Source organism: Sunxiuqinia sp., from assembly GCF_055140945.1.
The window spans coordinates 18,775-39,438 of record NZ_JBSQYS010000039.1; the positions used below are offsets into that span (position 1 = coordinate 18,775).

Below are 20,664 nucleotides of genomic sequence, written 5' to 3' on the forward strand. Positions count from 1 at the left end.
AGGATTTTCTGTTATTGGATTTTTACTAAAACGTCGTCTTCTTCAACTTCGGAACCAGTGGCAAATGCAACTTCAACTACTTTACCTGACACATCGGATTTTATAGCGTTAAAAGTTTTCATTGCTTCAACGTAACCAATCAAATCGCCGACTTTAATCTCATCGCCGACTTTAATAGCCGTTTCCGAGCTTTCTTTTGTTAGGTAGAACTTTCCTTCAAGTGGGGCCAAAATCTCTTTTGCGCTTCCATTAACGGTTGGCGCGGGCGCCGAAGCAGGTGCTTTTTCTGGTGACGCAGGCGCAGCCGATTCAACTGTTCCATTCTCCCCATAGGCAACTGACACTTTGAATTTTTCTCCGTCAACGTCCACAATCATTGATGATGGATTGAAATTAGCCGCAGGAGATGCTGCAGGCGCTTCTTCTTTTTTCGTTCCTTCCAACAAGCCAGCACCTTCTTCTCGTTTTTTAGCCAAATCAGCTTCAAAAGCTTTTTTAGCTTCACCTGACTTGTACGCGCGATATTGCTCCGGATGCATGGCTAATTCGAACAATTCTTCATCGTCCTTACCATAATCCCATCCCTTTTCGTCCATTTCCTTTTTGAATGTATTCAATGCGTCAGGAAATAAACTCTGTGGCGTATCTGTAAATTTTTCTTTTCCTTGTTCTTTTGCTAATGCTTTAAGTTCCGGAGCCAATTCGCCAGGCAATTCGCCAGCTTTGCCCATTAGCATGTCCCAAACATTGTCAGCAATCATCGTCCAGCGTTCCTTGCCTTTTTCAAGCTGCATAACATTCATTAGCGCAAGGTTTTTGACATATTGGCTATACGGAGTTACCAACGGAGGATAACCTACTTTTGGCCAAATGAATTCAACTTCGTTGAACAGTTTAACCAATAAATCATCTTGTGTCAATGTTGGTTTATTGTTCTTCGTTTTCCACTTGTTAATGCTTGCAAGGTTATTTTCAAGATCAGCCATTAATGATCCCATCATTCCTCCAGGAAGACCTGGTCCGATCAACAGTGAGTTCATGAAGCGATTTTTTGGATTAATGTAGTATCCAAGAAAATCATTTATGAAACTTTGAGTTAAGCTACGCACTTTCATATAGGCGTCCATATTGATCTCCGGGACGTCAAAGCCCGCATCTTTTAACATTGCATGAACAGCTAACAAATCAACATGTCCTGTTCCCCATGAAAGTGGTTCCATGGCAACATCTATGTACTCAACACCTGCACGACAAACTTCCAGGATTGATGCCATGGCAAAGCCTGGTCCCGAGTGAGAGTGATATTGGATTGGGATTTCAGGATATTTCTTTTTGATACCTGTGACAATTTTACCCAGCCATGCCGGGCGTGCGATTCCTGCCATATCTTTCAAGCAAATTTCATCGGCACCACCTTTTATCAACTTATCAGCCAATTTCACGTAATAATCTACCGTATGAACTTCAGAATAAGTTAAACTTAGCGCGGCTTGCGCAATCATTCCACCTTCTTTGGCATATTTAATTGAATCAAGAATGTTGCGGGCGTCATTCAATCCATCAAAAGGGCGGGTAATATCTGTTCCCTGAGCCTTTTTCACCTTGTACATCATTTTTCGAACATCAGCCGGAACGGGGCTCATGCGAAGGCCGTTTAACGATCGATCCAACATATGTGTTTGGATACCGGCATCATTAAATGGTTGGGTCCACTTACGGACTGCATTATTTGGGTTCTCTCCAAAAAGCAAATTAATTTGCTCAAAACCACCACCATTTGTCTCCACTCGGGCAAAACATCCCATTTCAATGATGTGCGGTGCGACTTTTACTAATTGATCTACCCGTGGCAGGTATTTTCCTGACGACTGCCACATATCCCGGTAGAGCAAAGAAAATTTGATTTTTCTCTTTTCCATAAGGCTATAATAATTTTATATGGTTTTTTATTGGTTTGCTACAAAGTTTGGATTGAAAAACGCTTAAAGCTTTTCAATTTTTGTAACATGTCCTTTCCCTTCAGTAACTGTCTTTACAGCTGAAACAATAGCTACAACTTTTTTGCGATTGAACTCAGTTGCCTGGCTGGCTACTTGTTGAACTTTCTTACTTACTTCTTCGGGGAGGTATTTATTGACAAAACGTATAATCAAATTACCAATTAAAACAACTAACGACAGAATTAGAAACACGGTAATCATTCCTATTCCCATCAATTGCAATGCAAATCCTAAGTCACTCATCTTTTCAATATTTTTTTAAAAAATTCTTCCCATGATATGGATCGATAACAATGATACCAATTTTTTAACCGAACAAAAATGTTTAAAAATATATGCGAAATACAATTATTAATTAATTAACATTGATTTTTATCATTTCGAAATCCATCAATACATATAAGCATACAGCCAAGCAACAAACATTCTCAAATCCCAATAGCAGAGACGAAGCCAGGGGATTTTATCATTTAATAATTTTCAGAAAATAATAGTTTTTTATCGCTTTTTAGACCTGCTTTTCTCAGCCTCCATAAAGTTAAACTTATCCACGACAAATACGTTGAATATCATCACTCTTCTTTTAGGGCTGCTTTTACTTTACAAACCAACATGTTTTATTCTTAAAACTTAACTATATTCACTATCAATCTAATTAAATCAACTAAAATGAAGAATCAGACTAAACGTTCGATTTCACGAAGACGTTTTCTTAACACGGCAGCCATTGGAATGGCCGGCATTACTTTTTTACCTTCAATAAATGCGTGTACATCAAAAAATGCGGCAGATGACAGTATTCGCCTTGGCTTTATTGGTATGGGACGACAATCTATATTCCTTTTAAATGGATTCATGCAAGTTCCGAAAGTTCGTGTTGTTGCAGGGTGCGACGTGTACGGACGCAAACGTCAGCGTTTTGAAAACATCGTAAATGAATTCAACACAAATAATAGCATTGAAGAGGAAGTAAAAACCTACGAGAGATACGAAGATTTACCTCAGCGTGACGACATTGATGCCGTTGTAATTGCTGTACCCGACCATGCCCATGCAATGATAGCCATTGCTGCTTGCCAAGCAGGAAAAGATGTTTATTTGGAAAAGCCAATGACCTTTACCATTAAAGAAGGACAGGAGCTAAAACGAGTAGTTCGCGAAACGAACCGGATCTTAGGCATTGGAAGCCAGCAACGGTCAGACCCTAGATTTCAGCATGCTGTTAAAATGGTTCAGTCCGGCAGGTTAGGAAAAATGCAAAAAGTAAATGCCTATGTTGGTGCTCCGCCAACACCTTACGATCTACCGAAGGAATCTGTTCCGGAAGATTTAAATTGGAATCGTTGGTTGGGACCACTACCTGACGATATTCATTTCAATAATGAGTTGAATCCACCAATTTCGCTTGATCCGGTCGAAAATGAAAAAATATGGGGTGCTTGGCGCTGGTACAAAGAAATGGGTGGCGGCTTCACAACCGACTGGGGAGCTCATATGTTTGACATTGCTCAATGGGGACTCGGAATGGATCGAAGCGGACCGGTAGAAATATCTCCGATAGGTGATGGCACTGAATTCATGATGTTTAAATATGCAGATGGGGTTGTTATGACCTCGGAACCATTTGATGAGAAATTAACCAAAGGGGTGAAGTTTTGGGGAGAAGATGGCTGGATTGAGGTATCACGTGGTCATTATTTGGCTTCTGATGACTCATTATTACCTCCCGAATCAGCAAGTGCCGTTGATGATGACACTCCCTATGAGACTAAAATTCCTCATCAAATCAACTTCATCGAAGCTGTCAAAAACCGGGTTGACCCAATCGTTCCGGTAGAAATTGGACACAGTTCGTGTACCGTTTGTACATTAGGCAATATTGCCTGTGACCTAAAACGCACAATTAAATGGAATCCCGAAACTGAAACCTTTGTAGATGATGAAGATGGAGAGGCAACTGCTAAATTGCATTACCATTATCGTGATGGATGGAATTTACTGTAGTGTTTAAATATTTCTTTCTTGAAGCTGTCTTGCATAAGGCAGCTTTTTTTTACGCAAAAAAAAAATCGAACCTATTATCAAGCACAAAGTTTTACGAAACCACAGGTCATAATTGAGAGTACATAAAAGAAAACCACAAATAAAAAGGAGGTAATTATGTCTGAAAGCGTTTATAAAATTGTAGAACTGGTTGGCACCAGCAGTGAATCATGGGAAAAAGCAGCTGCAAATGCTATTTCCAAAGCAGCTGGATCGCTACGTGATTTGCGTATAGCAGAAGTATCCGCTATGGATATGCACATCAACGACGGCAAAATTGAAAGCTATCGTACGAAAGTGAAGGTGTCGTTCAAGTTTGACGGACATCATTAAAAATCACAACAGATCTAAAAATCTGCTTACAGGATGGAAGAACAACTTTCATCCTGTAAGCATACGGAGAGAAAAATGAAGCTAAAAATCAGTTCTCAACCATCCAAGTAGTGCGAATAATTTAGTGTCATGTTTCGAGTCTTTAACAATTTGTGATAGAAGCGAAACCGAATATATCAAATAGGTCCGTGACCTTAAGCCTTTAATGTAATTCCGTATTGCAGATCTTGTCAAAGATTAACAAAAGTCCTCGATTTCCAACAGTTAAAGGCAAAAAAAAGCCGCTTCGAAAAAATCGAAACGGCTTTAAATATTATAAGTAAGAATTAAGCTTCAGCTGTTGGTCCTCCAAAGTTCATCGGTGGAACCATTGGATTGCCACCGCTAACTTTTATTGACCCATGTTGTTTCTCAAACTTGTCAACATTGTCCTGCAAAGCTAACAAAAGACGTTTTGCATGTTCCGGAGTGAGAATCACCCTGGATTTAACGTTCGCCTTTGGAACTCCCGGCATTATGCGTACAAAGTCGAGAACAAACTCTGAACTGGAGTGAGTAATAATAGCCAGGTTCGAGTATGTTCCCTGAGCCACTTCTTCACTCAACTCAATGTTCATCTGATTTTTATTCTTATTTTCTGACATAATTAATTCTCCTAATTTTGACGTTCAGTTTCCTTCACATCAACGATTCGATCATACTCTTCGCGAGATCCAACTACCAAATTCTTGTATTCTTTCAATCCAGTACCTGCAGGAATCAGGTGACCACAAATAACGTTTTCTTTCAATCCGTCTAAGTAATCAACTTTTCCCTGAATAGCTGCCTCGTTCAATACTTTGGTTGTTTCCTGGAATGATGCAGCAGACAACCAACTGCGTGTTTGAAGTGCGGCACGTGTAATACCTTGGAGAATTTGACTTGATGTTGCTGGAATCGCATCACGAGATTCAACGATTTTCTTGTCTTTACGACGTAGAACTGAGTTTTCATCTCGTAAACGACGTGCAGTAACAATCTGCCCAGCACGCAACTCCGAATCACCCGGATCAACGACAACCTTCTTGGCGTAAATCCAGTCATTTTCATGAGCGAATTCGTTCTTGTCAACAATTTGCTTCTCGAGGAAGCGAGTATCACCAGAATCAATGATTTCAACTTTACGCATCATTTGACGAATAATCACCTCATAGTGCTTATCGTTAATACGCACACCCTGCATCCGGTAAACGTCCTGTACTTCGTTCAAAATATAATCCTGAACAGCAGTAGGTCCTTTAATCGCCAGGATGTCAGAAGGCGTAATTGCACCATCAGACAATGAAATACCAGCTCGAATGTAATCATTCTCTTGCACCAGAATCTGTTTAGAGAGTGGTACCAGATATTTTTTCACTTCGCCGCCTCGTGATGTTACGATAATTTCGCGGTTACCACGTTTAATTTTACCGAATGAGATCTCTCCATCAATTTCAGAAACAACAGCTGGGTTAGATGGGTTACGAGCCTCAAACAACTCGGTTACACGTGGAAGACCACCGGTAATATCACCTGCTTTTCCTGAAGCGCGAGGTATTTTAACCAATACCTGACCGGCTGTAATGGTATCTCCATCACTTACTGAAATGTGTCCGCCTACCGGCAAGTTATAAGTACGAATCACGTCACCACTTTCGTCAAGGACTTTTAATGATGGGTTTTTCGTTTTATCACGGGTTTCAATAATTACTTTCTCTTTATAACCGGTTTGTTCATCCGACTCTTCGCGGAAAGTAACTCCGTCGATCAAAGCTTCGAATGCAACTTTACCTTTAAATTCAGAAATAATTACCCCGTTATATGGATCCCATTCACAAATCTTTTGTCCTTTAGTTACTTCTTGTCCATTCTCGATGTACAATTTCGAACCATAAGGAATGCTATGATTTGACAGTGGGATTCGAGTATTTTTATCAATAATTTTCAATTCTGCCAAACGTCCGATCACGATTGAGGTCTTATCTCCGGTTTCGTCCTTCGTTTCCACTGTACGAAGCTCTTCGATTTCAGCAATACCGTCATAACGAGACTCAACCATCGACTGAGATGAAATGTTACCAGCAATACCACCAACGTGGAAAGTACGAAGTGTCAACTGAGTACCAGGCTCGCCGATCGACTGTGCAGCAATTACACCAACAGCTTCACCGCGTTGAGCAAGATTACCTGTTGCCAAATTTCGTCCGTAACATTTACTACAGACACCATTTTTGGCCTCACATGTTAATACTGAACGAATTTCAACACTCTCAATTGGCGAGTCTTCAATTTTCTGCGAAATTTCTTCAGATATTATCTCTCCTGAAGAAATAATTAAATCTCCGGTAAGAGGATGATAAACATCGTGAACCGTAGTCCGACCGATAACACGCTCAGAAAGCGATGCGACAATTTCTTCGTTATTCTTGATAGCAGAAGCGATCAGTCCACGCAACGTGCCACAATCTTCATCGGCCACAATCACATCTTGCGAAACATCGACCAAACGACGAGTCAGATACCCTGCATCGGCTGTTTTCAGGGCGGTATCCGCCAAACCTTTACGAGCACCGTGAGTAGAAATAAAGTACTCCAATACGGAAAGGCCTTCTTTGAAGTTTGCCAAAATCGGATTCTCAATAATCTGCGCTCCTGTAGAACCGGACTTTTGAGGTTTAGCCATCAGTCCACGCATTCCACAAAGCTGACGAATCTGCTCTTTAGAACCACGGGCACCGGAGTCAAGCATCATATACACAGAGTTGAAACCCTGTCTATCAGTACTCAACGTTTTCATTACCGAGCTAGTCAGCTTGGCATTGGCATGGGTCCAGACATCAATCACCTGATTGTATCTTTCATTATTGGTAATGAATCCCATGTTATAGTTGGCCATCACTTCTTCGACTTCCTGATAACCGGCTTCAACAATACCAACTTTATCTTCCGGAATAATAACGTCGTTTAGGTTGAACGACAGACCACCATGATAAGCAGCCTTATAACCCAAATCTTTCATATCATCCAGGAATCGTACAGTAGTCGCGTTTCCAGCTTTTTTGAAAATATCGGAAATAATTGTACGTAATGACTTCTTTGTCAACAACTCGTTGATATAACCAGCTTCACGAGGAACCACCTGATTAAATAACACACGTCCTACAGTGGTTTCAACGATATGTTTGAAGTACTCACCATTATCATCAACATCTTCCACTTTTACTTTAATAATGGTGTGCTTTTCTAAACGGCCTTCGTTGTAAGCAATAATAACTTCCTCTGATGAGTAAAAAGTCATTCCTTCACCGATAGCACCCTCACGTGGTTTTGTCATATAATACAGACCCAAAACCATATCCTGAGAAGGTACGGTAATAGGAGCACCATTCGCAGGGTTTAGTAAGTTATGAGAAGCCAACATCAACAACTGTGTTTCCAAGATTGCAGCATTCCCCAATGGCAAGTGAACCGCCATCTGGTCACCATCGAAGTCGGCATTGAAACCGCTACAAACCAATGGATGTAATTGAATCGCCTTTCCTTCGATCAATACAGGTTGGAATGCCTGGATTGACAAACGGTGAAGGGTGGGTGCACGGTTAAGCATCACCGGGTGTCCTTTCAATACGTTTTCAAGGATATCCCAAACCACCGGATCTTTACGATCAACAATCTTTTTAGCAGACTTAACAGTTTTTACAATACCACGTTCAATCAACTTACGAATGATAAATGGTTTGTAAAGCTCTGCAGCCATATCTTTTGGAAGACCACACTCATGCAGTTTCAACGTTGGTCCTACAACGATTACAGAACGAGCAGAATAGTCAACACGCTTACCCAACAAGTTTTGACGGAAACGACCTTGCTTTCCTTTCAACGAATCAGAAAGTGATTTCAAGGCACGATTATTTTCCGTTTTAACAGCATTCGATTTACGCGAGTTGTCAAATAATGAATCAACTGCTTCCTGAAGCATCCTCTTCTCATTACGAAGAATTACTTCGGGTGCTTTGATTTCGATTAATCGTTTCAACCGGTTATTACGGATAATAACACGACGGTATAGGTCATTCAAATCGGAAGTAGCAAACCGGCCACCATCCAATGGCACCAACGGACGTAAATCCGGTGGAATTACAGGAACAACTTTTACAATCATCCATTCCGGACGGTTGATATTTTTGCTCGCACGGAAAGCTTCAACAACCTGCAAACGTTTTAAAGCTTCGTTTTTACGTTGTTGCGATGTTTCGGTGCTGGCTTTATGTCTTAAATCATACGAAAGTTCATCCAGCTCGATACGCTCAAGCAAACCATAAAGTGCTTCAGCTCCCATTTTGGCAATGAACTTATTAGGATCGTCATCATCCAAATATTGATTTTCTTTTGGAAGCGTATCCAAAATATCCAGATACTCTTCTTCCGTTAGGAAATCCAATTTCTTAATTCCATCCTGGCCTTTAATTCCCGGTTGGATTACAACATATCTTTCGTAATAAATAATCGTATCTAGCTTCTTAGTTGGTAATCCAAGTAAGTAACCAATTTTGTTTGGTAATGATTTGAAATACCAAATATGCGCCACAGGAACAACTAATGAGATGTGGCCCATGCGCTCGCGTCGTACTTTCTTTTCAGTTACTTCAACTCCACAACGGTCACATACGATCCCCTTGTAACGAATACGCTTATATTTACCACAATGACACTCATAGTCTTTTACTGGCCCGAAAATCCGCTCACAGAACAAACCATCTCTCTCTGGTTTATAAGTTCTGTAGTTAATGGTTTCGGGTTTTAGTACCTCTCCGTGCGAACGTTCTAAGATCTCTTCAGGAGAAGAAAGACTAATCGCTATTTTGGCAAAATTACTTTTAACTTTATTGTCTTTTCTGAATGCCATATATCGATGTATATTTAAATCAAGTTAATAATAGGACTGCGGTGTACACCAGAAGTTAATCCAATGTAACACTCAAGCCAAGTCCGCGTAATTCGTGGAGCAATACATTCAATGATTCAGGAATGCCTGCTTGTGGCATTGGTTCTCCTTTTACAATTGATTCATATGCTTTAGCACGACCCAGTACATCATCCGACTTCACGGTCAGAATTTCCTGAAGGATATGAGAAGCACCAAAGGCTTCAAGTGCCCAAACTTCCATCTCTCCAAAACGCTGCCCTCCAAATTGTGCTTTACCACCGAGAGGCTGCTGCGTAATTAATGAGTATGGTCCGATGGAACGAGCATGCATTTTATCTTCAACCATGTGCCCCAGTTTCAACATATAGATAATTCCTACGGTTGCTGGCTGGTCAAATCGTTCTCCGGTTTCCCCATCATGCAAATATGCTTTTCCGTAAGCTGGTACACCTGCTTTGTCGGTGTATGCAGTTACTTCTTCAAGACTTGCACCATCGAAAATCGGAGTGGCAAACTTCAATCCTAGTTCTTTACCTGCCCATCCAAGAACAGTTTCGTAAATCTGTCCAAGGTTCATACGCGATGGTACACCTAATGGATTCAGAACAATATCAACAGGAGTACCATCAGCAAGGAAAGGCATATCTTCATCACGAACAATACGTGATACAATACCCTTGTTACCGTGTCGTCCCGCCATTTTATCTCCAATTTGCAGTTTACGTTTTTTCGCAACGTAAACTTTTGCCAATTGAATAATTCCGGCTGGAAGCTCATCTCCAATGGTTACGTTGTAACGTTTACGACGAGCAACGGCCTCATGTTCCTTGTATTTTTGGATATAATTAACAATTAGTCTGAAAATCAAATCATTCTTCGACTGATCGGTAGTCCACTTGCTAGGGTTAACTGTCAAAAAGTCTATTTCCTGAATTTGTTTCAAAGTGAACTTAACACCTTTCGCAATAATATCACCCCCGTAATAATCTTTTACACCTTGGCTGGTTTTACCATTCACCATGCTGAAAAGCTTATCTTCCAGTTTCGCTCTCAATGCACTTACTGCGCGTTCAAGTTCTTCATCAATTTGATCAAGCAATGGCTTAGTAGCCGCTTTACCCTTTTTATCTTTTACAACTCGCGAGAATAGCTTTTTATCGATAACAACACCTTTTAATGACGGAGAAGCTTTCAACGAAGCATCTTTTACATCACCGGCTTTATCACCAAAGATAGCACGAAGTAATTTTTCTTCAGGTGAAGGGTCTGATTCTCCTTTTGGGGTAATCTTACCAATCATGATATCTCCCGGTTTAACATTCGCACCAACGCGAATCAAACCAGCTTCATCGAGGTTGCGAGTGGCCTCTTCGCTAACATTTGGTATATCGGAAGTAAATTCTTCAACACCACGTTTTGTATCACGAACTTCAAGAGAATACTCATCTACGTGAATTGAAGTAAAAATATCTTCGCGAACTACTCGCTCCGAAATCACAATTGCATCCTCGTAGTTATATCCCTGCCATGGCATAAAGGCAACTTTCAGGTTACGTCCTAGAGCTAATTCACCACCTTGGGTAGCATATCCCTCAGTCAGCACCTGACCTTTAGTTACACGCTGTCCTTTACCTACAATTGGCTTAAGATCAAGCGTTGATCCTTGGTTCGTTTTTTGATATTTTGGTAATTTGTATGAAACGACTTCCGGCTCGAAACTAACGAACTTCTCGTCATCGCTCATATCATATCGAACAATCACTTCATTAGCATCAACATACTCAATTACTCCCTCACCTTTAGCTGAAACGAGAACGCGTGAATCGCGAGCAGCACTACCCTCTAAACCTGTTCCTACAATAGGAGCTTCAGGTCTCAACAATGGTACTGCCTGGCGCATCATATTCGATCCCATCAATGCACGGTTCGCATCATCATGCTCCAGGAAAGTAATCAACGAAGCTGCAACTGATGCAATCTGGTTAGGACCAACGTCCATCAACTGAACTTCTTCTTTTTCAACAACAGGATAGTCACCTTCAAGACGTGATTTAACTTTCTGATTGACGAAGTAACCTTCGTCATCGATCGGTGCATTTGCCTGTGCAATTATTTTTCCTTCTTCCTCTTCCGCTGTCAGGTAAACAACACCATCTTCAGATAAATCAACCTGTCCGTTCTCGACCTTACGATACGGAGTAGAAATAAATCCTAAGTCAGTTACTTTAGCAAAAACGCATAATGAAGAAATCAGACCAATGTTTGGTCCCTCTGGAGTTTCAATCGGACAAAGACGTCCGTAGTGAGTAAAGTGAACGTCACGCACCTCGAAACCTGCACGCTCACGCGACAGACCTCCAGGTCCCAGAGCAGACATACGACGTTTGTGTGTCATCTCCGCCAATGGATTCGTTTGATCCATAAACTGAGATAGGGCATTGGTTCCGAAGAATGAATTAATAACCGATGACAAGGTTTTTGAATTGATCAAATCAATTGGAGTAAAAACCTCATTATCTCGAACATTCATTCGCTCACGAATAGTCCGGGCCATACGTGCTAATCCAACACCAAATTGGTTATACATCTGTTCGCCAACTGTACGAACACGACGGTTACTCAAGTGGTCAATATCATCGACATCAGTTTTTGCATTAACCAGCTTGATTAAATATTTGATAATCTCTATAATATCTTCCTTGGTCAGTACTTGAGTATCCATCTCGATATTCAAGCCCAACTTCTTGTTGATACGGTAACGTCCTACTTCTCCTAAGTCGTAACGTTTTTCAGAGAAAAATAATTTATCAATTACATCGCGTGCAGTTGCTTCGTCTGGCGGTTCAGCATTACGCAACTGACGGTAAATATGTAAAACTGCTTCTTTTTCCGAGTTACACGGGTCTTTTTGAAGCGTATTATATATAATCGCAAAGTCTTGTAGATTCTGATCTTCTTTATGCAACAAAATTGTTTTGGTGCCAGAGTCCAGAATTTCTTCAATATGATCATTTTCAATGACGGTTTCGCGGTCGATGACCACTTCATTCCGTTCAATCGAAACAACCTCACCGGTATCTTCATCAACAAAGTCTTCAACCCAGGTTTTCAAAACACGGGCTGCTAACTTTCTTCCTACTACTTTCTTTAAACCGGATTTGGATACTTTAATTTCATCAGCCAATCCGAATATTTCGAGAATATCTTTATCGCTTTCGTATCCAATGGCCCGCAACAATGTGGTTACAGGTAATTTCTTTTTACGGTCGATGTAAGCAAACATCACCGAATTGATGTCGGTTGCAAACTCGATCCATGACCCTTTAAATGGAATAATACGTGCCGAATAAAGCTTTGTACCGTTAGCGTGCAAACTTTGCCCGAAGAAAACCCCCGGAGAACGATGTAGCTGCGAAACAACAACACGTTCGGCTCCGTTAATAACGAAAGTTCCTCTTTCAGTCATGTAAGGAACAGTTCCCAGATACACATCCTGAATAACCGTGTCAAAATCTTCGTGCTCAGGATCAGTACAGTACAACTTTAATTTTGCCTTAAGCGGAACGCTAAAGGTTAAACCTCGTTCAATACATTCTTCAATCGCGTACCTTGGCGGGTCAACCTGGTAGTCTAGAAATTCAAGAACGAAATTATTTCGAGTATCCGTGATTGGAAAGTTTTCTTCGAAAACCTTGTATAGGCCTTCAACGGTTCTGTTTTCAGGAGTTGTTACCAACTGAAAGAAATCGATGAATGACTTTACTTGAACTTCCAGGAAATCAGGATAATCAAATTTAGTTTTTGTGGAAGAGAAACTAATTCTCTGATTTTCAGTATTTAACGACATGTATCAACAAAATTAAGTGAACTTAATACATCAATATACAAAAAGGCTTAGAACCCCACTTATGTGAGGTTCTAAACCATTATTCAGACCATTCTTAAAGGTCTTAAGTCTCTTATTTAAGTTCAACTTCAGCTCCAGCTTCTTCTAACTGACTTTTTAATGCTTCTGCTTCGTCTTTTGAAACTTTTTCTTTGATTGCTTTAGGTGCTTCGTCTACAACAGCTTTTGCTTCTTTAAGACCTAAGCCAGTCAATTCTTTAACTAACTTCACAACTGCAAGTTTTGAACCACCAGCTGCTTTTAAGATTACGTCGAATTCAGTTTGCTCAGCAGCTTCAGCTTCTTCACCACCACCAGCGGCAGGTCCAGCTACAGCTACAGCAGCTGCTGCAGGTTCGATTCCATATTCTTCTTTTAAAATGTCAGCTAATTCATTGACGTCTTTTACAGTCAAGTTTACTAACTCTTCTGCAAGTGCTTTTAAATCTGCCATTTCTTCTTAATTTTTATGCTATAAAATTGTAACTAAATTTATTCTTTTTCTGAAAGTGTCTGAAGGATTCCATGAATTTTGTTTCCTCCTGATTGCAATTGACCAATAACTGTTTTCATTGGTGATTGTAACAGGGCAACCAAATCTCCAAGTAATTCATCCTTAGACTTAATTGTTGATAATGCTTCTAATTGGTTTTCGCCAACATAAACTGATTCTTCAACATAAGCAGCCTTCAATAATGGCTTTTTATGTATTTTTGAGAACTCTTTAATCAGTTTAGCCGGAGTATTTCCAACTTCACAAAACATGATTGAAGTATTACCTTTGAGAGAGTCGAAAAGCTCGTCTGTATTCTTTTCAGAATTTTCTAACGCTTTTCTTAATAGTGTATTCTTAACTACAACCAGCTTTACATCTTTGGTAAAACATAGGCGCCTTAAACTACTAGAGTCTTCTGCATTAAGGTCAGCAATATCCGCCAGGTAAAAGTGATTGTAAGAATTGATCTGCTCAGTCAGATTGTCAATAATCGTTAATTTTTCTGATCTTTTCATCTTGCAATATTTTACTAGTCAGTAACTGACTTTAATTCGACTTGAATTCCAGGACTCATTGTGCTTGACAGGGAAATACTTTTAACGTAAGTTCCTTTCGCTGCAGTCGGTTTCAATTTGACAATGGTGTTGATAAACTCATGGGCATTTTCAACAATCTTTTCAGCAGTAAAGGAAACTTTACCAATTGAAGTGTGAATAATACCAAATTTATCTACTTTAAAATCAATTTTACCTTGTTTAACTTCACCGACAGCTTTGCCAATATCCATAGTCACGGTTCCGCTTTTTGGATTAGGCATCAAGCCTCTGGGTCCTAAAACCCGACCTAACGGGCCAACCTTTCCCATAACTGGAGGCATGGTAATTACCACATCGAAATCAGTCCATCCGCCTTTGATTTTCTCGATGTACTCATCAAGACCAACAAAGTCAGCACCAGCTTCTTTGGCTTCTGCCTCTTTGTCAGGCGTAACCAACGCTAATACACGGACTTCTTTACCAGTTCCATGGGGTAAGGATACAACGCCTCTAACCATCTGATTGGCTTTTCTCGGGTCTACTCCTAAACGGACATCAATATCAACTGACGCATCAAACTTTGTAAAAGTAATTTCCTTCAGCAAAGATGCAGCATCAGATAGTGAATATATTTTATCCTTTTCAAGTTTCTCCTGAGCAAGCTTTCTATTTTTTGTAATTCTGCCCATTTTTAAAATTTTAATTAGTTATTTGATGGAAATTGACCTGTTACGTTAATTCCCATGCTTCTGGCAGTACCAGCAACCATTTTCATAGCAGACTCCACTGTGAAACAGTTTAAATCAGACATTTTAGATTCTGCAATCTTTTTTACCTGATCCCAGCTTACTTTACCCACTTTTTTAACATGTGGTTCAGCTGATCCTGATTTCAATTTAGCGGCTTCGAGCAATTGAATGGCCACTGGGGGTTGTTTAATTACAAAATCAAACGATTTATCCGCATAAACAGTAATAATTACAGGAAGCACCTTACCAGCCTGGTCTTGTGTCCGCCCGTTAAACTGTTTGCAGAACTGCATGATATTAACCCCTTTGGCACCTAATGCTGGTCCTACCGGAGGTGAAGGGTTAGCTGCACCCCCCTTAATTTGTAACTTAATTAATCCAGCAACTTCTTTAGCCATAATAAAATCAATAAAAATTTAACTACTCCTTTTCAACTTGCATAAAGCTAAGTTCCAAGGGTGTTTTACGTCCAAAAATTTTGACCATCACTTTCAACTTCTTCTTCTCCTCATTGATTTCTTCAATGATTCCGTTGAATCCGTTAAAAGGACCATCAGTAACTTTCACAGTTTCACCAACAACATAAGGAATGTTCATTTCCTCGTCATTTTCAGCCATTTCATCAACCCTACCTAAGATACGGTTAACTTCAGTCTGACGCATTGGTACAGGATCTCCTCCTTTGGTGTCACCTAAGAATCCGATCACGTTGGTAATACTTTTCAACATGTGTGGAATCTCACCTACCAGAGCAGCCTCTAACAAAAGATAACCAGGAAAGAAGTTACGCTCTTTGCTCACCTTTTTCCCGTTACGGATTTGATAGACCTTTTCAGTTGGAATTAGTACCTGTGAAACATACTCTTGAAGCCCAGCATTTGCAATTTCGCTTTCGATATATTCTTTTACCTTCTTTTCTTTCCCACCAATAGTCCTAAGAACATACCATTTTTTTACAATTTCGCTCATGTAGTTTCTCCAATCGTATTAATAAAATAAACTGTACACAAAGTTCATAATGTTCTCAAAAGAGATGTCCATTACGAATACAACAAGTGCTATAATAAAGGAAGCAACCATAACGATAAATGCACTGTTTTGCAACTCTTTCCAAGTTGGCCAAGAAACTTTATGAACAAGCTCATTATAAGCTTCTTCTAAGTATAGTTTAAGTTTCATCAATATTGTGTTTTAAGTTGTCAGATGGCAGGAAATCGAACCTACTTTATAAAAGCATAAAAAACTCCCTAGTGAGTTTCATCCGTAAAGAGTCCCGAACCCTTCGGTCCGGGACATCCTACTTCTTATTTTTTCTTGTATTATTCTACAATTTCAGTTACCTGACCAGCACCTACTGTACGTCCACCTTCGCGGATTGCAAAACGTAGACCAGTATTCAATGCCACTGGATAAATCAAGCTTACGTTGATTGTTACGTTATCGCCAGGCATTACCATTTCGCGTCCTTCTTCTAATGTAATCTCGCCAGTTACGTCAAGCGTACGCAGGTAGAACTGAGGACGGTATTTATTATGGAATGGAGTGTGACGTCCACCTTCTTCTTTTTTCAATACATAAACCTCAGCTTTAAACTTTGTGTGAGGAGTGATTGAACCTGGTTTAGCCAAAATCTGTCCACGTTTGATTTCTTTTTTGTCAACACCACGAAGCAACAAACCAACGTTGTCACCAGCTTGACCATCATCCAAAATCTTACGGAACATCTCAACACCAGTACAAACAGTCTTACGACCTTCAGCACCTAAACCAATCAACTGAAGCTCATCACCAGTATGAACAACACCTGTTTCAATACGACCAGTAGCTACAGTACCACGACCTGTAATTGAGAATACATCCTCAACCGGCATTAAAAATGGTTTATCAATATCACGAGGAGGAAGTGGAATCCAAGTATCACAAGCATCCATCAACTCAAGAACTTTTTCTTCCCATTCTGGTTCTCCGTTAAGAGCACCAAGAGCTGAACCTTGAATAACAGGAGCATTGTCACCGTCAAATTCATAGAAATCTAATAATTCACGAATTTCCATTTCAACCAATTCCAACAATTCTGGATCTTCTACCATGTCAACTTTGTTCATGAAAACAACCAATCTTGGTACGTTTACCTGACGAGCTAACAGAATGTGTTCGCGTGTTTGTGGCATAGGACCATCAGTTGCAGCTACTACAATAATAGCTCCGTCCATCTGAGCAGCACCAGTTACCATGTTCTTAACGTAATCGGCGTGACCCGGACAATCTACGTGCGCATAGTGACGCGTAGCAGTTTGATACTCAACGTGAGCAGTATTAATAGTAATACCACGTTCTTTTTCTTCAGGAGCACTGTCGATTGAATCAAATGATTTAATCTCAGAGAAACCTTTTTTTGCTAATACTGTTGTAATAGCAGCTGTCAGGGTAGTTTTACCATGGTCAACGTGGCCAATAGTACCAATGTTCACATGGTCTTTATCCCTATTAAAATGTTCTTTAGCCATAACTCGTAATAATTATTAATTATCTTTTTTCTATTTATTTATCAGTGAGCCGAGGACGAGAATTGAACTCGTGACCTCATCCTTACCAAGGATGCGCTCTACCCCTGAGCTACCCCGGCAACGAATAATTTCGTTTTAAAAAATTGAGCGGGAGACGAGATTCAAACTCGCGACCCTTAGCTTGGAAGGCTAATGCTCTATCAGCTGAGCTACTCCCGCAAAAAACCCCGTAAATATCAGCTTCCTAATTCAGAATTCCAAATTAAAACCGCGGTTATTCGGAAACTATATTAAAAGAGTTGTGGGGAGAGCAGGATTCGAACCTACGAAGACATAAGTCAGCAGAGTTACAGTCTGCCCCAGTTGGCCGCTTTGGTATCTCCCCTACAATATTTTTAGAACGTTACGAGCCGAATCTCAGATTCGAACTGAGGACCCCGAGATTACAAATCACGTGCTCTGGCCAACTGAGCTAATTCGGCAACATCTTCTCCCCATTTTTTTGGTCAAATCAAAACCCCGGCAAACGATCAATTTCGTATGTTTACTGAGGTTTATCATGTCCAAGCCCTGACTATCCAGAGACTTGCCCAAAAAGGGTTTGCAAATGTATGAATATTTTTAAAAAACTCACAAGAATTAAAGCTTTTTTTGAAATTATTTTTCCTTCTTCTTTTCTTTGAATTTAGTAAGTTGTTTACGAATGGCATCAGCAGCTAAATCAATAGCTTCTTCAAAAGTCGCAGCTTCTTTTTTAGCAAACAAATATCCATTAGAAGGTATCGAAAGTTTGATCTCTGCCATCTTGTTATCGACTGCCTCAGGTTTGGTCACCTTTAAAATTAATTCTGCGGATATAATTCCCTCAAAAAAGGTGTCCAGTTTATTTAGCTTTTTATTTGCAAAACTGACTAATTTCTGATCTGGTGTAAAATGAACTGCATTCAAATTAATGTTCATGTTTTTTCCTCCTTTAATTTAGGCTCTCGGATGAGCTTGTTTGTAAATGCTTTGAAGTTTGTCCGTTGTTGTATGAGTATAAACCTGGGTCGCAGCAAGATTACTATGTCCCAGCAGCTCTTTAACGGCATTCAGATCCGCTCCCCGATTCAACAAATGCGTTGCAAAGCTGTGTCGAAGTACGTGCGGACTCTTTTTTTCAAGTGTTGTTACCAATGTTAGGTACTTTTTTACGACGCGATATACCAATTTCTCGTAAACCTTCTTCCCCTTTTTCGTTGCGAAGAGATATGACATTCCTTCGCCGAACTCCAATTCCCTCAAAACTAAATACTCTTCAATCAAGGTATTCAAGCTTCTTGGATAGGGTACAATTCTTTCCTTGTTGTTTTTTCCCAACACCTTTATCAGGTATTCCGAAAGAAAAATCTGCCCACGGGTTAAATTAACCAATTCTGAAAGTCGAATCCCAGCTCCATAAAACAAGCTCAGGATAAGCTTGTCGCGAACTCCTTCAAAGTCTTTCGAAAAATAACCGTCATCCAACAAATGGTGCAAGCTATTCTCGTCAACAAAAATCGGGAGCTTTTTGGGAACACGAGGTGTTATCACTCCATCAACAGGGCTTGCCGGAATAATCTCTTGCCGTAGCAAGTATTTGTAAAAAGCTTTAAGCGAAGTAACTTTTCGAGTTACCGTTTTTGCCGTTAGCCCTTGACTCATTTGATAAACCACCCAGCTTCTGATCAATTTTGTATCTACCGTTTTAACATCAAAATCCCCGACCGTACTGAAGACAAACTCTTCAAACTGATCGAGGTCTTTTTCATATGCTACAACGGTATTCTTTGAACACCTTTTCTCGAATTTCAAGTATTTCAGAAATGATTCCCGATTTGACATTTAAAAACGTCTTTTTTTATTGCAAAGGGAATCAGGCTAAAGTAATCTAGTCTTCTTCGCGTTGCAATTGTTCAATATAGATAGCCTTTTTCACTTCAGCTCTTCTTTCTACTGAAGGCTTTACATAGGCTTGTCTTCCACGTAACTCTTTGATTACGCCAGTTTTTTCAAACTTTCTCTTGAATCTCTTAAGGGCTCTTTCGATATTTTCGCCTTCTTTAACAGGAATAACGATCATATAATTTTAATTTTAAGCTGTTTAAATTTCGAGCCGCAAATTTATGAATTCTATGATAGTATTCAAATTAATCTCATAAAAAAATAAACATTTAAATCGTACTGCTCTTAATCGGCTAGTAATTAAACAACTTCAATCAGTTTTTAGTTTTCAAATAGGGGGTGATTTTTTTGAAGTCTTCCTCATTCATCAAATTGTTTGATCGTATCGTTCTAACATCTTTAATAAATCCGTTTCTCGAACGGAAGTCTACAATGGCGTTTGCCTGATCCCAGCTTACGTATGGGTGTCCTGCAATCTCAGCAGCATCTGCAAAATTAACGTTTATCTTTCGAATAGCCGTAGTGTCTATTTTCAAATACGGAAGTATGTTATTAATGGTTTCCGGTTTCAAGCCATAAACTTCATGAAGTTGCTCCAACGTATAAAAACCGCCAAGAAGTTCCCGGTACTTTACAATTCGTTTCGACAATACACTGCCAATACCACTTAACAATTTGAGATCTTTCGCTGTTGCTGAATTTATTTCAAATGTTCTTTCAATCTCAACAATAGGAGGAGCTTCTTTTACGACTGTGCCAACCTCAGCCTTCTCAGAAAAGAAGGAATTCGCGTTCTCTTTTTTTGCAATTTGCTTCTTTTTAATGGAGACATAAGGATAAACTGCCTCAAAAATAGAATCATTCATCCCATATATTTTCCGGATATCTTCAGCTTGATAAAGGCGCCCTCCTTTTTGTCGATACTTCAGTAAATTCTGCTTGACCTGATGCGGTAAGCGCAAGCTATCCAACTGAATAGAATCGATCGTATTGGGATCAAACAGAAAAAGCTTTCCGGTTTCCGGTATTTCATTTTTCTCGTTTTCCTCGAGCATCGCAATGAGCCTCTTAAACTTTTCAGGATCGGCTTCCCCGGGAGTCTCGAAATAAAAGATGAGTTGGTTGGCCAGTAGAAAAAATAAAATCAAAAATAAAAGGACAAGCAAGCCACGTCGCTCATTTTTGGTAAACGTAAAATATTCCAGAATTATGCGGTGTAGTTTCACTAGGATATTCTTTTGATCAG

The 20,664-nt window shown here is 39.8% G+C and carries 18 protein-coding genes and 4 tRNA genes; 2 read left to right on the top strand and 20 right to left on the bottom strand.

What is annotated here, in order from left to right; genetic code table 11:
• Positions 1-11: 11 nt before the first annotated feature.
• Both ACTB00_RS15870 and ACTB00_RS15875 read right to left on the bottom strand, forming a co-directional pair.
• A complete protein-coding gene (locus tag ACTB00_RS15870) occupies positions 12-1,919 on the bottom strand; it encodes a biotin/lipoyl-containing protein (RefSeq protein ID WP_463300901.1) in 1,908 nt (635 codons plus the stop codon).
• A gap of 63 nt (positions 1,920-1,982) precedes the next feature.
• Positions 1,983-2,243 carry an OadG family protein gene (locus ACTB00_RS15875; protein ID WP_463300902.1) on the bottom strand — a complete coding sequence of 87 codons (261 nt, stop codon included), beginning with the start codon at positions 2,241-2,243 and terminating at the stop codon, positions 1,983-1,985.
• A gap of 426 nt (positions 2,244-2,669) precedes the next feature.
• Between ACTB00_RS15875 and ACTB00_RS15880 the strand changes: the two genes are divergently transcribed.
• Both ACTB00_RS15880 and ACTB00_RS15885 read left to right on the top strand, forming a co-directional pair.
• Complete coding sequence (locus ACTB00_RS15880) at positions 2,670-4,004, top strand: Gfo/Idh/MocA family protein (RefSeq protein WP_463300903.1); 1,335 nt, start codon at positions 2,670-2,672, stop codon at positions 4,002-4,004.
• A 156-nt stretch (positions 4,005-4,160) separates the two neighbouring features.
• Positions 4,161-4,376, top strand: a complete 216-nt coding sequence (locus ACTB00_RS15885) for a dodecin family protein (protein ID WP_463300904.1) — start codon at positions 4,161-4,163, stop codon at positions 4,374-4,376.
• A gap of 326 nt (positions 4,377-4,702) precedes the next feature.
• Here ACTB00_RS15885 and ACTB00_RS15890 read toward each other — a convergent pair whose 3' ends face one another.
• The 18 genes from ACTB00_RS15890 to ACTB00_RS15975 all read right to left on the bottom strand — a co-directional run bounded on the left by ACTB00_RS15890 (position 4,703) and on the right by ACTB00_RS15975 (position 20,644).
• Positions 4,703-5,020 carry a DUF3467 domain-containing protein gene (locus ACTB00_RS15890; protein ID WP_159523101.1) on the bottom strand — a complete coding sequence of 106 codons (318 nt, stop codon included), beginning with the start codon at positions 5,018-5,020 and terminating at the stop codon, positions 4,703-4,705.
• Between the two features lie 11 nt (positions 5,021-5,031).
• Positions 5,032-9,300 carry a DNA-directed RNA polymerase subunit beta' gene (gene rpoC / locus ACTB00_RS15895; protein WP_159523103.1) on the bottom strand — a complete coding sequence of 1,423 codons (4,269 nt, stop codon included), beginning with the start codon at positions 9,298-9,300 and terminating at the stop codon, positions 5,032-5,034.
• Between the two features lie 55 nt (positions 9,301-9,355).
• Positions 9,356-13,168, bottom strand: a complete 3,813-nt coding sequence (rpoB, locus tag ACTB00_RS15900) for a DNA-directed RNA polymerase subunit beta (protein WP_463300905.1) — start codon at positions 13,166-13,168, stop codon at positions 9,356-9,358.
• 112 nt (positions 13,169-13,280) lie between these two features.
• On the bottom strand, positions 13,281-13,661 hold the full coding sequence (gene rplL, locus ACTB00_RS15905; protein WP_463300906.1) for a 50S ribosomal protein L7/L12: 381 nt from the start codon (positions 13,659-13,661) through the stop codon (positions 13,281-13,283).
• A 38-nt stretch (positions 13,662-13,699) separates the two neighbouring features.
• The gene (gene rplJ / locus ACTB00_RS15910) at positions 13,700-14,218 is read right to left on the bottom strand and encodes a 50S ribosomal protein L10 (protein ID WP_463300907.1); all 519 of its coding nucleotides are present in this window, start codon (positions 14,216-14,218) and stop codon (positions 13,700-13,702) included.
• Between the two features lie 14 nt (positions 14,219-14,232).
• Positions 14,233-14,928 carry a 50S ribosomal protein L1 gene (gene rplA, locus ACTB00_RS15915; RefSeq protein WP_463300908.1) on the bottom strand — a complete coding sequence of 232 codons (696 nt, stop codon included), beginning with the start codon at positions 14,926-14,928 and terminating at the stop codon, positions 14,233-14,235.
• A 14-nt stretch (positions 14,929-14,942) separates the two neighbouring features.
• Complete coding sequence (rplK, locus tag ACTB00_RS15920) at positions 14,943-15,386, bottom strand: 50S ribosomal protein L11 (protein WP_159523113.1); 444 nt, start codon at positions 15,384-15,386, stop codon at positions 14,943-14,945.
• Positions 15,387-15,408: 22 nt separating this feature from the next.
• Entirely contained in the window at positions 15,409-15,957 is a 549-nt protein-coding gene (gene nusG / locus ACTB00_RS15925) for a transcription termination/antitermination protein NusG (protein WP_159523115.1), read from the bottom strand.
• A gap of 18 nt (positions 15,958-15,975) precedes the next feature.
• Entirely contained in the window at positions 15,976-16,167 is a 192-nt protein-coding gene (gene secE, locus ACTB00_RS15930) for a preprotein translocase subunit SecE (RefSeq protein ID WP_235934501.1), read from the bottom strand.
• A 140-nt stretch (positions 16,168-16,307) separates the two neighbouring features.
• A complete protein-coding gene (gene tuf, locus ACTB00_RS15935; RefSeq protein WP_463300909.1) occupies positions 16,308-17,495 on the bottom strand; it encodes an elongation factor Tu in 1,188 nt (395 codons plus the stop codon).
• Between the two features lie 47 nt (positions 17,496-17,542).
• Positions 17,543-17,614: transfer RNA gene (locus ACTB00_RS15940), tRNA-Thr, on the bottom strand.
• A 27-nt stretch (positions 17,615-17,641) separates the two neighbouring features.
• Positions 17,642-17,714: transfer RNA gene (locus tag ACTB00_RS15945), tRNA-Gly, on the bottom strand.
• Positions 17,715-17,797: 83 nt separating this feature from the next.
• A tRNA-Tyr gene (locus tag ACTB00_RS15950) sits at positions 17,798-17,880 on the bottom strand.
• 23 nt (positions 17,881-17,903) lie between these two features.
• Positions 17,904-17,977: transfer RNA gene (locus tag ACTB00_RS15955), tRNA-Thr, on the bottom strand.
• Between the two features lie 175 nt (positions 17,978-18,152).
• The gene (gene hpf / locus ACTB00_RS15960; RefSeq protein WP_159523121.1) at positions 18,153-18,455 is read right to left on the bottom strand and encodes a ribosome hibernation-promoting factor, HPF/YfiA family; all 303 of its coding nucleotides are present in this window, start codon (positions 18,453-18,455) and stop codon (positions 18,153-18,155) included.
• Positions 18,456-18,473: 18 nt separating this feature from the next.
• Positions 18,474-19,358, bottom strand: a complete 885-nt coding sequence (locus ACTB00_RS15965; RefSeq protein WP_463300910.1) for a tyrosine-type recombinase/integrase — start codon at positions 19,356-19,358, stop codon at positions 18,474-18,476.
• A 46-nt stretch (positions 19,359-19,404) separates the two neighbouring features.
• Positions 19,405-19,596: a 30S ribosomal protein S21 gene (rpsU, locus tag ACTB00_RS15970; RefSeq protein WP_159523125.1), complete on the bottom strand. Its 192-nt coding sequence runs from the start codon at positions 19,594-19,596 to the stop codon at positions 19,405-19,407.
• Between the two features lie 136 nt (positions 19,597-19,732).
• Positions 19,733-20,644: a helix-hairpin-helix domain-containing protein gene (locus ACTB00_RS15975; RefSeq protein WP_463300911.1), complete on the bottom strand. Its 912-nt coding sequence runs from the start codon at positions 20,642-20,644 to the stop codon at positions 19,733-19,735.
• Between the last annotated feature and the right edge of the window lie 20 nt (positions 20,645-20,664).

Coding starts and splice junctions, on each gene's coding strand:
- ACTB00_RS15870 (WP_463300901.1), bottom strand. CDS start 1,919: ATGGAAAAGAGAAAAATCAAATTTTCTTTGCTCTACCGGGATATGTGG.
- ACTB00_RS15875 (WP_463300902.1), bottom strand. CDS start 2,243: ATGAGTGACTTAGGATTTGCATTGCAATTGATGGGAATAGGAATGATT.
- ACTB00_RS15880 (WP_463300903.1), top strand. CDS start 2,670: ATGAAGAATCAGACTAAACGTTCGATTTCACGAAGACGTTTTCTTAAC.
- ACTB00_RS15885 (WP_463300904.1), top strand. CDS start 4,161: ATGTCTGAAAGCGTTTATAAAATTGTAGAACTGGTTGGCACCAGCAGT.
- ACTB00_RS15890 (WP_159523101.1), bottom strand. CDS start 5,020: ATGTCAGAAAATAAGAATAAAAATCAGATGAACATTGAGTTGAGTGAA.
- rpoC (WP_159523103.1), bottom strand. CDS start 9,300: ATGGCATTCAGAAAAGACAATAAAGTTAAAAGTAATTTTGCCAAAATA.
- rpoB (WP_463300905.1), bottom strand. CDS start 13,168: ATGTCGTTAAATACTGAAAATCAGAGAATTAGTTTCTCTTCCACAAAA.
- rplL (WP_463300906.1), bottom strand. CDS start 13,661: ATGGCAGATTTAAAAGCACTTGCAGAAGAGTTAGTAAACTTGACTGTA.
- rplJ (WP_463300907.1), bottom strand. CDS start 14,218: ATGAAAAGATCAGAAAAATTAACGATTATTGACAATCTGACTGAGCAG.
- rplA (WP_463300908.1), bottom strand. CDS start 14,928: ATGGGCAGAATTACAAAAAATAGAAAGCTTGCTCAGGAGAAACTTGAA.
- rplK (WP_159523113.1), bottom strand. CDS start 15,386: ATGGCTAAAGAAGTTGCTGGATTAATTAAGTTACAAATTAAGGGGGGT.
- nusG (WP_159523115.1), bottom strand. CDS start 15,957: ATGAGCGAAATTGTAAAAAAATGGTATGTTCTTAGGACTATTGGTGGG.
- secE (WP_235934501.1), bottom strand. CDS start 16,167: ATGAAACTTAAACTATACTTAGAAGAAGCTTATAATGAGCTTGTTCAT.
- tuf (WP_463300909.1), bottom strand. CDS start 17,495: ATGGCTAAAGAACATTTTAATAGGGATAAAGACCATGTGAACATTGGT.
- hpf (WP_159523121.1), bottom strand. CDS start 18,455: ATGAACATTAATTTGAATGCAGTTCATTTTACACCAGATCAGAAATTA.
- ACTB00_RS15965 (WP_463300910.1), bottom strand. CDS start 19,358: ATGTCAAATCGGGAATCATTTCTGAAATACTTGAAATTCGAGAAAAGG.
- rpsU (WP_159523125.1), bottom strand. CDS start 19,596: ATGATCGTTATTCCTGTTAAAGAAGGCGAAAATATCGAAAGAGCCCTT.